This window comes from Flavobacterium sp. GP15 (assembly GCF_014281985.1).
Lineage (GTDB): Bacteria > Bacteroidota > Bacteroidia > Flavobacteriales > Flavobacteriaceae > Flavobacterium > Flavobacterium pygoscelis.
Map to the genome: position 1 here is coordinate 317,420 of NZ_JACFTC010000002.1, position 14,104 is coordinate 331,523.

Annotated in this window: 8 protein-coding genes; 3 read left to right on the plus strand and 5 right to left on the minus strand. The window is 30.4% G+C overall.

Annotated features, from left to right (window positions below; genetic code table 11):
* Positions 1-15: 15 nt before the first annotated feature.
* The 3 genes from H2650_RS05590 to H2650_RS05600 form a co-directional block, all read right to left on the minus strand.
* Positions 16-2,100 (minus strand): choice-of-anchor L domain-containing protein, encoded by a 2,085-nt coding sequence (locus tag H2650_RS05590; RefSeq protein ID WP_188049770.1) that lies wholly within the window; start codon positions 2,098-2,100, stop codon positions 16-18.
* Positions 2,101-2,273: 173 nt separating this feature from the next.
* Entirely contained in the window at positions 2,274-2,684 is a 411-nt protein-coding gene (locus H2650_RS05595) for a response regulator (RefSeq protein ID WP_188049771.1), read from the minus strand.
* Complete coding sequence (locus tag H2650_RS05600; RefSeq protein ID WP_188049772.1) at positions 2,674-4,503, minus strand: PAS domain S-box protein; 1,830 nt, start codon at positions 4,501-4,503, stop codon at positions 2,674-2,676. Before H2650_RS05600 ends, H2650_RS05595 begins: the two co-directional genes overlap by 11 nt.
* Before the next feature lie 323 nt (positions 4,504-4,826).
* Between H2650_RS05600 and H2650_RS05605 the strand changes: the two genes are divergently transcribed.
* Positions 4,827-5,891 carry a hypothetical protein gene (locus tag H2650_RS05605; protein WP_188049773.1) on the plus strand — a complete coding sequence of 355 codons (1,065 nt, stop codon included), beginning with the start codon at positions 4,827-4,829 and terminating at the stop codon, positions 5,889-5,891.
* A 38-nt stretch (positions 5,892-5,929) separates the two neighbouring features.
* On the plus strand, positions 5,930-6,805 hold the full coding sequence (locus H2650_RS05610; RefSeq protein WP_188049774.1) for an SdiA-regulated domain-containing protein: 876 nt from the start codon (positions 5,930-5,932) through the stop codon (positions 6,803-6,805).
* On the opposite strand, the gene H2650_RS05615 is transcribed toward H2650_RS05610, so the two are convergent.
* The gene (locus H2650_RS05615; protein ID WP_188049775.1) at positions 6,788-10,525 is read right to left on the minus strand and encodes a metallophosphoesterase; all 3,738 of its coding nucleotides are present in this window, start codon (positions 10,523-10,525) and stop codon (positions 6,788-6,790) included. The two genes, H2650_RS05610 and H2650_RS05615, sit on opposite strands and share 18 nt — an antisense overlap.
* 25 nt (positions 10,526-10,550) lie before the next feature.
* Here H2650_RS05615 and H2650_RS05620 point away from each other — a divergent pair, with 25 nt between their 5' ends.
* The gene (locus H2650_RS05620; protein ID WP_188049776.1) at positions 10,551-11,723 is read left to right on the plus strand and encodes a Pycsar system effector family protein; all 1,173 of its coding nucleotides are present in this window, start codon (positions 10,551-10,553) and stop codon (positions 11,721-11,723) included.
* Here H2650_RS05620 and H2650_RS05625 read toward each other — a convergent pair.
* Positions 11,720-14,092, minus strand: a complete 2,373-nt coding sequence (locus H2650_RS05625; protein WP_188049777.1) for a GAF domain-containing protein — start codon at positions 14,090-14,092, stop codon at positions 11,720-11,722. The two genes, H2650_RS05620 and H2650_RS05625, sit on opposite strands and share 4 nt — an antisense overlap.
* Positions 14,093-14,104 lie beyond the last annotated feature (12 nt).

Here is a 14,104-nt window from a genome sequence, read left to right on the forward strand (position 1 = left end):
ATAAGAAAATAACTCTTATCTTTTTAACGAAAAATTTCCTTTTATGATTTTTCCATTCTTAAAATCAATATTAAACCAATAATCATCGGAAGGTAGTTGTACATTATTAAAAGTCCCGTCCCATCCTAAGTTATTTGAACTCATTTGCTTTAATAGCTTTCCGTATCGATCAAAGATGCTTATTGTTGCATTGGGAAATAAATTTAAGTTCTTAATGCTCCATGAATCATTAATTCCGTCGCCGTTTGGCGTAAAAAAACGAGGATAATCAAGCACATAAATCAGCATTGTAGAGAGACTGCAGCTAAAAGTTTCTCTAACATATGCGGTATAAATTCCAGTTTTTACATTTCTAAAGATTGGTTCTTTCTGAAATTGCGTTCCATCTAGCGAGTATTCTATTGGACCCGTTTTATTGGTTTGTATTAAAACAGAATTAGTATCTCCAGAAAAATCACTGATTTCAGTTCCAGTAATTATAGACGGTACACTTGTAGTATAAGGAACTATTTTTAACTCTATTTCATAGATACCATAACAGTCTAATCCATTTTCAATGCGAACAAAAATGTTTTGTGGATTGGTTGTAGTAGCGTAATTATTAGCGAGAATATTGGTTTTTAGAATGGCGTCATTTTCGTTTAAATAATATCCTTGAATTGCATTTGGTGCCACAACCTTAGGTAGAATTTGCGGACTGATTTCTTTTCTAAAGTCAAATAAACGAAAGCTATTTTGAGTAACATTGCCATCACATAAATTAATTGTTTGTACCGGACTTGAAGTCCTTAAAACTTGAAGTTGTATCTCAGCAGATTTCTCACATCCTGAGGAAGTGTTGCTTACTTTAGCATAAATTGTTTTGGATGCAGCACTATAGTTTGATGGGTTTATTATAATTGGATTCTTATTGATTAAGTCTGCCAAAGTTTCGTAATAGTTTACAGAGTCTGTATTTCCTCCATTAACTGTAGTATTCAATTGGGTTAAATCAAATAGCGCATTCCCACTATCATCTCCACATTGCGCAAGTTGAGTTGTGACAGGGCTTGTGTACTTAATAATAACATTACCCTCTGCTTCGCAACTTCCTGCAATTACAACTTTTACAGTATATTCTCCAGGGCTTTCTACAGTAATACTTGCGTTTGTTTCGGGTAATTCGGTACCGTTTTTAAACCATTTATAAGTATAAGCACTATTGTTTAGTCCAGTATCGATAACTGACTTTTCTCCAAAACAAACAGTTTGTTCTAAACCTAAATCTATTTTAGGAGAAAAACTACCAGCTTCTATAAAAACAGCTGAATCATAATCTACATTTAAATGATCCGCAATTACTAATTTTATGTGGTACGTTTTGCCCGCAATCACAGGACTTTGAGCATTTAATACTTTGGTTTGTGCACTGTAATTTATGGGACTAGAATCTGTATTGTATCCATTGAAATAATTTTCATTTTTAGCACTACAACCTCTTATAACACCATTCGAACCATTAAAAGATGGAATTTGGGGATGAACATTAGCAGAAGAAACAGGAGTTGTAGTATTAGGTAACACTGCTATGTTTATATAAGGATCTGCAGTTCCTTTTTCTTTTATTAAAAAAGCAAATCCATCAGAGAATTGACAAGGAAAATAATCTTGGTATTCATTTGAAGCAAAAATATAATTGAAACTGACAAAATTTGTTAGAGGTAGAAAATCGAATTCTAAAACAGTTGAATTAAATGTATTGCTCAAATTTAATGCTTGTTCTAAATCAGTATCCCCTTTCCAATTTTCTGAACCACCACCACTATTTCGAATAAATGGACCAACAGAGTTTGTGCTGCTCCAGGTACTTAAAACAACGCCTTCTTGAAAAGGGAAATTGCTACTACCTGCATTAAAGTATGAGTAGCTTGTGTTGCTGCCTGAAAAATCATCTCCACTTGCTTTTGAATTAGTAATAGTTACGCAGGCACTTTTAACTAAAACATTTTCTACAAGTTGTTGGGCATTCAATGTGTTGTCAACTACAATGTATTGGGCTGTAGCGGTATTAAAAAAATAGCAAAAGAAAATAAAGAATAATACATTTTTTAGTGATCTCATAATACCACAAATATACCATAAATCTGTTTTTTAAATATATTAAAAGAATAGAATAAATAAATATGTTTCTTAAATAAAAAAAGCAAACTCCTACAATTTTCTAACATCTTGTTGATTAAATGTTATCCGTTTTATATTTCTTTAAATAAAAGAAATGTAACCGCTATTTTGTATTAATTAGGTTTATTTATGTCGCTAATTAGTCTGCAAAGTGTATCAAGTTTTTTTGATGTAATTGGTTTTTCAATATAATTTTTAACCACATTATATTTCTTTGCTTTTTCTATATCAGCGGGATCGATTGAAGAGGTCATTATAAAAATTGAAATCTTTTTTGTAATCGATAAATGAATAAATTCATCCAGAAATTGCCAGCCATCCATTAGTGGCATATTGAGATCTAAAAGTATCGCATCAGGTAAAATATTGTGATTATCAGAATTCTGTTTTAATTGTTCTAATGCAAACTGTGCATTATAAAAAGATTTTATTTCCTCACAAAATTCATTTTTAGAAATTAGAATAGTCATTAATTTGACAGTCAGTTTATCATCGTCTATAATATAGGTCAATTTATTTTTCATTTAAATAAATTTTAAAATTAGATCCTTCATCTACTTTACTTTCGACTTCTATTTTACCATTCATGGCTTCTAATTGATTTTTTGTAATAAACAAACCAATTCCTTTGGCATCTTCATTGCCATGAAAGGTTTTGTACATACCAAAAAGTTTATGACCGTTTCTGATTAAATCTAAACCTAAACCGTTGTCTTTGAAGTGTATGACAATGTATTCATTAATAATTTCATATCCTATTTCTAAGGTTGAATTTCGATTAGGTGATTTGTATTTTATTGCATTTGTAAATAAATTAAGTAAAATACTGTCAAGATAAGCAGGGATTACGTTAACCGTCAAGTCTTCAGGAATTGTATCGGTTATTGTTATTTTACTATCTTTTATGACTAATCGTAAGGCTTTTTTTGTTTTTTCTATTTCAGCTTTTAAATAAACTTGTTTTTTTTCTATGTTAGTTTTTTGCTGAATAGTTATAATTTCATTTAAATATTCGATAGTTTCAGATAATTTCTCGGTTCCTTCTTTAAACAAGTCAAAATAGGAAATTTTTTCATCAATATCTGTTGTGTTTTCAATCACATCGACAACCATTGATAAGTTGCTAGTATGAGAGCGAATATTGTGAGAAACGATATGGGTAAAATTATATAATTTATTATTTTGATTGCTGGTTACTTCTAAAAGAGCTTTTAATTCTAACTCTTTTTCAATTCTAGAAGTTACATTTCGACCCACCCCAATAAAATTGACAAAGTTGTTTTTGTTGTCAAATGCAGTGGTAATATTTAATTCAAACCAATATTTTTCGTTGTTTTTGCTGTAATTGAGAATGGTTATTTTTATACTCTCTTTATTCAAAATTGCTTTACGCATCAGCAATGAAGCTTGAGGGTCTGTTTCTGGACCTTTAGACAAGTAACCTACTTTATTTCCAAGTACTTCTTCCATAGTTAAACCCGTTAGCTCTAAATAGGCTTTATTTACCCAAACAGCAATTCCTTTATCATCAGCAATTACAATTGTATCAGTAGTTTCAGATGCAGCTAGAGAAAGTAGATTTAGTTTGTTTTCTGCATTCTTTCTTTCACTAATATCTCTGATAAAACAGACTAGGTAAGTTACATTATCTACTTGAAATTTTTTTCCCGATGCTATTTCTACAGGCAAAGAATGACCTGATTTTGTTTTAATATAAGTTTCATCAACCGTATATTCATTTCGATGCAAATTATACTTTAAAAAAAAGCGGACTTCTTTTTTGAACTCTTCGGGGAATAATTCCGAATTGTGTAAGCCTTTTAATTCTGAAATTTCATATCCTGTAAGTGCGGTTGATCTCGTATTACAATCGGTTATAATTCCGTTTGAAGTGTCAATAATAAATATGGCGTCATTCGCACTTGAAAAAATTGAAGAAAATTTTTGTACGTTAAGTTCAAGTTCATTTATTAAATTTTGCTCATTTGTAATATCCTGAAAGGTACCTAATAAGTTAGTAGGTCTGCCATCAATACTTTCTACTATACAAATGCATTCTATGTATTTAATATTATTTTTGGCAGTTGTAATCTGGAATTTATCATTAAAGGAGATACCTTCATAAATAGCACTAAAAATACGGCTTTTAATTCTTTCTCTATTTTCTCCCTCTGTATAAAAACTAATACCATTGCCATTAACAGGTTCGTACTCATCAGGAACTTCCAGAATATGTTTGGTCACAGAATCCCAATAGATGTGGTTGTTTTGCAAATTCATTTTCCAAATACCAATCTTGGCGGACTGTGCTGCTTTAAAATAAAGTTCGAGTTTATCTGACATAGTAGGTTCTAAAATATAGCTAATTTGGGTTATCAAATATAAAGCATATATTTATCTATCCGTTTTATTTTTTTATAAATTTCAATTATAAAGAGTTAATTTTATGAAATTTATCAAATTGTGTCGCTTGCTTAGACTATTTTGACTACTAAGAAAATTATAGGAAATAATTTATATTTTAATTTTTTATTATTAAATCATTCATCCATTTAAGAATCAAGATTTTTATTACTTTTCTATTCTACATTCTTTATTGCTATAGTACTTTATAATTCTTCTTTACCTCTCTATTTTATTGTAATTTTGTAGTAAATATTTTTCTAATGAGTGAGCCAATAATGCTTTTTAAAAAGCCTTCTTATCCTATAAATGATTCTCTTTTGGAGTATCTGGAACGGTTTGATCGCATCTCTAAAGTTTCTATTTTTTATGATGATTTATTGCGTTTTTCAGGCTCTGTAACTGTTTATGATAAAAACGATCAAGATACGTTATGGATTAGAGTGTATTACAATGAATATGAAAGACAAGAAATCGATTTAAATCTAAAAAAAATCTATTCCCTTTTACACTCCGATGGAAATTTAGGTATTATCAAGTTTCTTAATGTAGACTCTATTGATTATTGCACTTTTGGAAATTCGAAACCATTTAGAATAAAAGTTAGAAATATTCTTAATGATAATTATACCCATTTTTATATCAAAAAAGCTGATGCTTCTCGCGTTTATGGACTGGAATTAGAACACATTCTCTCTCCAGATAAAATTAATTTTTTAGTTTATCAAGACACTTTGATAGAGGAACATATTATGGGAATTCCTGGCGATGTATTTATAAAAACATTACTTGCCGATTGTACTGCAACCGAAAAAGCACAAATTGCTAAAGAGTTTGTAAAGTTCAACGAACGTTGTATGATACGCTTATTAGGCGACATGCGTTCTTATAATTATGTAATCGTTCCTACACATGATTTTGATCATGTAGTTTATAAAATACGGGCTATAGATTTTGATCAGCAGTGTTATGAAGGGAATTTTAAAGTCTATCGTCCTCAGTTTTTCAAAGAGAATTATCCAATGGTTAAATTAGTCAAAGAAAAACTTCAAAACAGCTCTATTGAGCAATATAAAGACGAAGAGCGCTCTGTTCTTGCCAAAAGAATTCTATCTGCTGAAAATCGTATAAAGATTTTGCTTCAAATAATGGGCGAAGATGTTTTGGCACCCGAATCCCATTTAGAACAATTAAAAATGGAACTCTATCGCTATACTAATGATTTGAATTTCAAAAAAGCAAAATCAATGGGAAATATCATGAATGCTGCTTTTGAATTTATTGTTAGGAATTATAAAAGTAGTGCTGTCTTAAAAAATAGAATTTAAATTTAATTGATGTTATATAAGTTCTAATTAATTATCTTATGAAAAAAGGTTCGTTATTAATTGCTGTTTTTGTGCTATTAGCTTGTCAACAAAAGATGACTTCTTTGCCAATATTGTATCAATTACCTAAAAAACTAAAAGAGGTCTCAGGTATTATTTATGCTTCAAATAGCAATTTACTTTGGGCCGTTGAAGATCATGGTAATGCAAATGCTATTTATGGTTTAAATACCAAAGGTAAAATAGAAAGAACGATTACTATCGACAACACTGAAAATATTGATTGGGAAGATTTGACAAAAGATAATCAGGGCAATCTTTATATTGGAGATTTTGGCAATAATGATAATGTTAGAAAGGATTTGAGTATTTATAAAATAGAAAAAAAAGATTTACAGTCCCAAAACGTAAAACCAAGTTACAAAATCTCATTTGCTTATCCTGAGCAAAAAAGTTTTCCGCCCAAAAAATCCCAACTTTTTTATGATGTTGAAGGTTTTTTTGAGTTTAGAAATCACTTTTATCTTTTCACAAAAAATAGAAGTAAAGGTTTTGACGGTACCTCATTTTTATACAAGGTTCCCAATAAAGCAGGATTTCATCAAGCTGTTTTAATGGGTAAATTCAATACTTGCGGGACTTACAACGGTTGCGCTATTACAAGTGCTGCAATAAGTCCAGATGAAACTAAAGTAGTAGTATTAACACATGATAAGTTATTTCTATTTGAAAATTTTAAAAAGGATGATTTTCTAAATGGACAAAAAACGACACTCGAGTTAAACCACTTTTCTCAAAAAGAATCAGTTTGCTTCAAGGATAATGATCGTTTATTTATAGCTGATGAACGTACTAAAAATGCTTTTGGAAACGTATATGAAATTAGTCTGAAAAAATTAAAATCCAAATCCTAAACCAAATCCAATTCGGGCTTCTTCATCACCAATACTTTTAAAATAAGTTAATCGTGCTGTTAGTGTATTTAGACCATTAATCCATAATCCTCCTCCAAAGGATTGATGCCATTTTTCTGAATTTTCACCTTTTTGCCAAACTCGTCCGTAGTCGTAACCACCTAGAATTCCAAAAGACATTGGTATAACATTTCTTTTAATTTTTCCGATGTTCCATCGAATATCACTACTTTGATAAAAAGATTTGTTTCCTAGAAAGCGCTGGTTTCTAAAACCTCTTAAATCGTAATCTCCTCCTAAATTTGCCCCTTGGTAAAACTCGAAATTGTTATTTAGCACCGTTTTCCCTTTCAGAATTGTGGCTAATATTAATTTTCCGTTTGCATCTATTTTATGATTAAAATTAAGTTTACCTTCTACGGTTGGGAAATTTCTTTTTGTATCTTCCAAATTTACTTTCCAACCAGCAGTCAAAGAAAGACCCATTCCCATTGATGGATAAGCCGGAAAATCGTAATTTTCGAAACTGTATTTTAAATTGGCTCCAGCAAATAATTGATTATCAAAAACAGTTGGATTTATGTTTGGTGCTATCTCTATAAATCTACTAATAGTTTCTTCAACAGTTATTCTTTCAAAACTAGTTTGTAAGAGAACAGTACTTCCTTGTTTCCCTACTTTTTTTATAGACGGTAATACATTTAGCATTTTTAAGCGAACACGATTGTAATCCTTACCAAAAACCTCCTCATTATTTTCCGTATCATTACCATAGCCAAAATAATTGACTGTAAAATTTGGACTAGTATATTGACTTTCCACATCCAAATCCCATGACCCAAATAATTTAGGAAAATTAGCGGTGTAAAAAACCTCAAATCCCTTTGTAGCAAAATAAAAATTCGTTTTTAAACTATGTTTCTGAGTGTATGGATTTTGTTTGAAATCATTTACTTTGAAACCCGTAATAATACCTAATTTTATACCATCGTCTGGATTATACCCGATGTTTGGAAGCAACGAGAAGAAATTATATTTCGGTTTTTTGTAATCATATAAACTAGTTTCGTAGTCATCTGATAATAATTTTTTTATCTTGTGATCTAAGGAATAAGTGTTCTCTTTTGATTTGAAATCATGTATTTTTATTTTTTTTCCATTCTCAACAAGATAGGAATCTTGGTTTTGTCCCCCTATTAATCGAATCTTAATTCCTGATTTTGATTTTCCCTTTACTTCAAAAACATCATCATCATCTAAGCCATAAATCCATATTTTTTTTGTTTCTGCAGCATCAAAATTTCTAACATATTGTAGTTCCTCTTTTTCGTTTTTTAATCTAAAAACTTGAATCTCCAGTTTGTTTTTTTCGATGTTGTTAATGACGAACTTATCTTTTTTATTAGTTCCTACAATCAAAACAGTATGTTGTAATACTAGGTAGTATTCCTTTGCGGCACGTTCTAAATCTTTTTTTCGTAATTTTAATTTGCGTTTTATATCAGTTATAGTCTGATCTTGAACTGCGATTGGTAAGGTAGTAAAGGCAGCATCTATAGCGTCATCAGATAGGTTGTCTTCAATGTATTTCGCTTGTTTAATCCAGTCATTTTCGCTTGCTTTTTTTAAAACAGCTAAATCTAATGGATAAGGCTCGCGGTTCATTATTTTGACATTTTTAATTTCGTCCTTAAAGGATTGCATGTGACGTAAAGGCACACTTTTCATTAACAAAGAAAGTAACGTACCATCATATTTTGTAAAAGCTTGATCGCGATCTCTTGGAATAGGCTTGTAAACTATTTTTTGATCTACAGTATAAGCTCCCCAACGCCATTGATCATCATGTCTGTCCCAATCTCCTATAAGGATATCAAAAAGTCGAGCTCTTATGTACGCGTCTTCATCTATAGTATATTTTTCGTCCTTCTGTAAATTTTTTAGAACATCTTCTGTACTTAAAATTGCTTCAGGATTTCCAAAACTTTTTACCGAGATTTGACTATTTGTAGGACGCTCTTCAACCATATACAACTCATTTCCAAAATTGGCATTAAAAGTGCCTAAAGCATGATGCTTTGGAATATAATATAATTGTGGGTTGGTGTGAGAAACGCCAATTTTTTCGGCTAAATTACCAACGGCAAACGGGGTATAAGGATGTGCTGTAGTATAAAAGTCAGACAATAAACTTTCAGCAAATGTTCCGTCAAATTGATCTTGAATAAACTGATTTTTAAAAGCAACAGATTGTATAAAACGTGAGGTGCTTTTCTTTAAAGCACGCATTACATATTCTTTGTTATTTTTATCAACCAACTGTAAAGAATTAGATTGATGTCCTCCTCCGGAACGTTTGGGTTTTAATCCTCCAAAAAGAGTGTCAATTGTAACTGTTGTAGCTTCTATTGGAAGACTATAGTAAGCTCTGTAGTGTTTACCAAACAGGAATTTGTAAAATTTTGATTTCTGAGTTTGCTCTGCAGTGTAGATTTTTGCTGTGGTTTTTTTAGGAAAAGATTTTGGGAATATTGCGGTATTGTAATCGTCTTTTTGATTTAAAACTATTTGTTCAAAAAGTAATTTTTCTTTTCCATTTTCTTGACTATAAAAGTAAACTTTTGCAATACCGTTATCAAAAAATTTAAGTGCAGCATATCCGTTTTTTCCATAAGTAAAATCATTGGGATATATAGCTTTTGCTGCTTCCGATTTTGATCCAGCTCCGCTAATAATTTGTTTAATATTATCGTTATCTATATATTGTAAATTGTGATCATGACCAGATACTACTATAACATTATCTTGACTTTGTAATAGTGTTTTGACTCTTTGAACAAACTGAAAATAGAATTTGTTTTGAATGTCTTGCGGACTTATACCTGAAGTTTTTCGGATGAAATTAATAACAGAACCAATCACGGGAAGCGGAATTTTTTGTTCTAAAGGGAAAAGTTGTTTTTCAACAGAAAACTGTCCACCATGCGTTCCGTTACTCATCAAGGGATGATGTAAAGCTAAAAGGACTGTTTTTTCTTTGTTTTTATTGAGTAGATCTTCAAGTTCAGTAAAAAAAGCTTCTCTAGTTTTTATAGTACAATCGTCATTTATAGTGGGTATTTTGTCCCAGTCTTCTAAGAACCACTGACTGTCAATGGTTATTAAAACTAAATTTTCATTTATAGTCACATCATCAATACCACAACCTTTTCTTGGAAGAAAAGATTTTTTATCATTGAGATATTCTGTTACAAACTTAGCTTGGCGTTCTAGTCCTTTTATGCCACTGTACCAATCGTGATTTCCAGGAATAAAAATAGTTTGTCCTTTGAATTTTTTTGACAATTCTAATTGACTGTTTAGTTTACTTTCAGCAACCAATCTTTCATTTGTACTTTCGGCGCTAGGTAATCCTTTAGGGTATATGTTATCGCCTAGAAATAATAAAGTGGTGTTTTTATCTGCCTTTTGCAATCGATTCGATAACGTACCCAGCTTTTTTTGTGTTGTTTCTTTACTCAAATTTCCAGCATCGCCTACTAAATAGAAAGTATGTGTTACTTTTGATGTGTCAATAGTACTTATTGGAATCGGATTTTTAATGTTTTTGCCATATTGTTCGTGTTTCGTAGCGCACGATTGCAAAAGGAGTAGCGAAATAAGGCAGGTATAAATCGCTTTATTGAAAGTAATAAAATAGTTATCCGAAAATAATTTCATAATTTAGTAATATAAAAATTAGTCTATGAACCTAATAGAACAGGCAGAAAAATTTATTGAGAAATTATTCAAAGATAATCTTTCTGCTTCATATACCTATCACAATATAAATCATACGCATGATGTAGTTAATGCAGTTAAACAAATTATTGAGCAAACAAATTTAGATTTAGATGACAAACAAGCTTTACTCGTAGCCGCTTGGTTTCATGATGCTGGTTATGTAAATGGTTTCGAGAATCACGAAGATTTTAGTGTAAAGATTGTTACTGAGTTCCTGTTAAATAATGGAATGTCAGGTGACTTTATAGAAAAAGTGTCTAGTTTGATAAAAGCTACTACTTTTGGTTTTGTGCCTCAAAACTTTTTAGAAAAAGTAATTGCCGATGCTGATTATTTCCACTTATCAACAAATCACTATACTTTTACTTGTAATGCTTTGCGAATGGAATTAGAAAATACAAACAAATCAAAACTTTCTGATGCAGAATGGACAAAAGAAAACATTGATTTTTTAACCAATAAACATCAGTATTATACCGAATATGCCATAAAAAATTGGCAGCCCTCTAAAGAAAATACGATAAAAATACTTCAAAAAAATAAATCCAAAATGGAATTAAATACCACCAAAGAATCAAAGAAAAAACAAAAAGACGAAAAACCAGATAGAGCTGTTGATACTTTGTTTCGAATTACTTTAAACAATCACACAACCTTAAGCGGAATTGCAGATAGTAAAGCTAATATTTTGTTATCTGTAAATGCTATTATTATCTCGATTGCTCTTTCTACTTTAATCCCAAAGTTAGATAGCCCAAGTAATGCACATTTATTGATTCCTACTTTTATAATGTTGCTATCAAGTGTAATTACTATCATTTTTGCTATACTTTCTACAAGACCTAAAGTAACTAATGGCGTTTTTACAAGACAAGATATTGAAAATAAAAAAGTAAATTTATTGTTCTTTGGTAATTTTTACAAAATGCCTTTAGACGAGTATCAGTGGGCGATGAATGAAATGATGAAAGATAAAGATTACTTATACAATTCTATGATTAAGGATTTATATTTTTTGGGACTGGTTCTCGAAAGAAAATACCGTTTATTAAGAATCACCTATAATTTTTTTATGATAGGAATTGTATTGTCTGTTATTTCATTTGTAATCGCTTTTATGTCAATTGGAGCCTAGTTTAATTCATTTAATAAATCTTGATAGGAATATTTTTTTAAAGTCAGCATTTCATTATCATTTCGAACTTTAACACGTATGGCTTTCAAACCGGATACGCCTTGCAATTCTTCTACTTCAAACTGTTCAATAGTAGGTTCTAAAATATTTTTGAACTGTAAAAATTTAATATAATTTAAATATTCGGTTTTTTCATTACTGTGCGAATACACGATCGTGATTTTTTCTTTTGCTGTAATTCTCTCTTTTGTTCCTTTAATATTGGCTTTGTCGATCCGTTTTTTTACAACTTCGTAACGCGCATTATAAGTTCCGTCAACATCAAATCGCTTTTCGTCCATCCTAAATCGAATTGAAATCGACGAGCTAAAAACTAATATCAATGAAGCTACCTCCAGTTCATAAGGTAAGGAGTTTTTAAGTTGGTGGTGCATCATTTCCATTTCACATACTATTTGCAACTGCCAAAGCCTTAAATTATGAAGGTATAGAATGTCAAAAGTCTTTGATGGAGCAATAGACGATCCGATATAAATATTATGTTCTATTCCGTCGGTTTTAAATCTTTCGTAATAATGAGGGAAAATAAGTTGTGCTTCTGCTTGTTTTTCGTCTAGTAGTGAAGCAAGTTTTTTGTTAATTATAGAAACTGCATTGTCAAATTTCTTTCTTGAATGATAGAACATTCCTGATTTCTTATCTAAACTTTCAAAATAATTGATAACAGAAATTTCTTTTGTAAAACCACTTTCTCTATTGTTTAGAATGGGGTGAATTTCATTTTCAATATAAAGCTGAATTTGCTGTTCCGTATCCGCTTTTAAGGGGAATTGAAGTTGGTTTAAAAATGATTTTAATTCAAATTTACGTTGTTCTAATACGACCAAGCTAGAGTGTGATTCTCTGTGGTCAAGAATTTTTATTAGTGTACTTACCTGATTTATTAAGTCTTGCTTTACCGTTTGATTTCTATGCTCAGAGGAACTCTGAATGTCTATCTGTCCATACAAAGGATACACTTCTTTGAAAACTATTTCTTTAAAAATATAGTCTTTGTTTTGACGGTTTGTTTCAAAGTATTTTGAAGCTTCCCGTCTAAATTTCCAATAAACACTCGGATGAATAGCAGTATATTCTCTCTGAATAATGGCGTCAATTTGATGTTGTTTGTCTAAATTGTGGCGCTCTGCCGTATCTATCAAGTACGGTATGATTAAATCTAATTTTCTCGCATTTAGACTGTTTAATTCTCTTTTATTGGAAGAAACCAACTCAATTATACCCAAAATGGTATTGTTGTTTATAATAGGTGCAAATATACAGCTCTGAATATTTTGATCTAATAAATGATTTCCTAGTTTTTCATTTCCTGGAATCAAAGTAAATTTTTCGACATTAGAAATGCATAAAGGTTTCTTTGTTTCTAATAATTTTTCAAAAGAGCAACCTAATAATTCATTTTCACAATTTAATTCTTGATCTTCAGACAGTATAAAACTTCCAGAACTTCCATCTTCGTTAAAACTGGTGTTTATAAATTTATTTTCTTCGGTATCGTAAATAACCAAACCGATTCTTAAATTAGAATTTTTAAAAATAGAGCGGAAAATAGATTCAAAATTATTTTGAAGTGATATTTGCTCCATTTCGGGTTTTAATAAATTGCTTTTTAATTTAGAAATGGCACTTTCTATGGTAGCATCAAATAATATAGCAATTCCAAAACCTTTTAAAATCCAGCTATTAACAGGGAATTTCTCTTTCCAGAGTGCAATGTTATCATAATTATCAATTAATAAATCGATTTCATCTTGTGTCAATTTTTTTACTGCAGCGGTTGGTGTTATTTCAATAAAATCGGCATTATATAAAATCCGATATTGATTGATTATTCCATTTTGATTTGGAATGTCATAAAACAAAGGATTATTATAATCAATTTTCTGCCCATAATGTTCATTTAAAATCAAGGTGCAGTTCATGATATAAAACTGATGTTCATTGAGATTACTGATCGACATATCAAAAGATACACCTGCTTCTTTTACTATTTTTTTTAAGCGTTCTGTATAGTTAAAACTAAAATTCTGAAAAGGAATAGTTACGGCCTTAATTTCATTATGGGTCAAAGCCGTTGGAAACAAATCTGCTAATAAGTTTTTTATTAACTTTTCGTTTTTATAAATTAAATCTAAGTTTTCAATTCCGGATCTGAATTCTGGAAATGGCTCAATTTCTTTTAATAAAGCTTTAGCATAATTAGCGCGATAATCTATATCAGAAACGGCAATCTCCTCTAAACTCTCAATGAGTTTATGAAAGGAAATAAGTGTTTTGAAGGGGCTTTCTGTGAAAAAATGATCTGTCATTTTATTTTAATG

Coding starts and splice junctions, on each gene's coding strand:
- H2650_RS05610 (WP_188049774.1), top strand. CDS start 5,930: ATGAAAAAAGGTTCGTTATTAATTGCTGTTTTTGTGCTATTAGCTTGT.
- H2650_RS05625 (WP_188049777.1), bottom strand. CDS start 14,092: ATGACAGATCATTTTTTCACAGAAAGCCCCTTCAAAACACTTATTTCC.
- H2650_RS05590 (WP_188049770.1), bottom strand. CDS start 2,100: ATGAGATCACTAAAAAATGTATTATTCTTTATTTTCTTTTGCTATTTT.
- H2650_RS05620 (WP_188049776.1), top strand. CDS start 10,551: ATGAACCTAATAGAACAGGCAGAAAAATTTATTGAGAAATTATTCAAA.
- H2650_RS05595 (WP_188049771.1), bottom strand. CDS start 2,684: ATGAAAAATAAATTGACCTATATTATAGACGATGATAAACTGACTGTC.
- H2650_RS05615 (WP_188049775.1), bottom strand. CDS start 10,525: ATGAAATTATTTTCGGATAACTATTTTATTACTTTCAATAAAGCGATT.
- H2650_RS05605 (WP_188049773.1), top strand. CDS start 4,827: ATGAGTGAGCCAATAATGCTTTTTAAAAAGCCTTCTTATCCTATAAAT.
- H2650_RS05600 (WP_188049772.1), bottom strand. CDS start 4,503: ATGTCAGATAAACTCGAACTTTATTTTAAAGCAGCACAGTCCGCCAAG.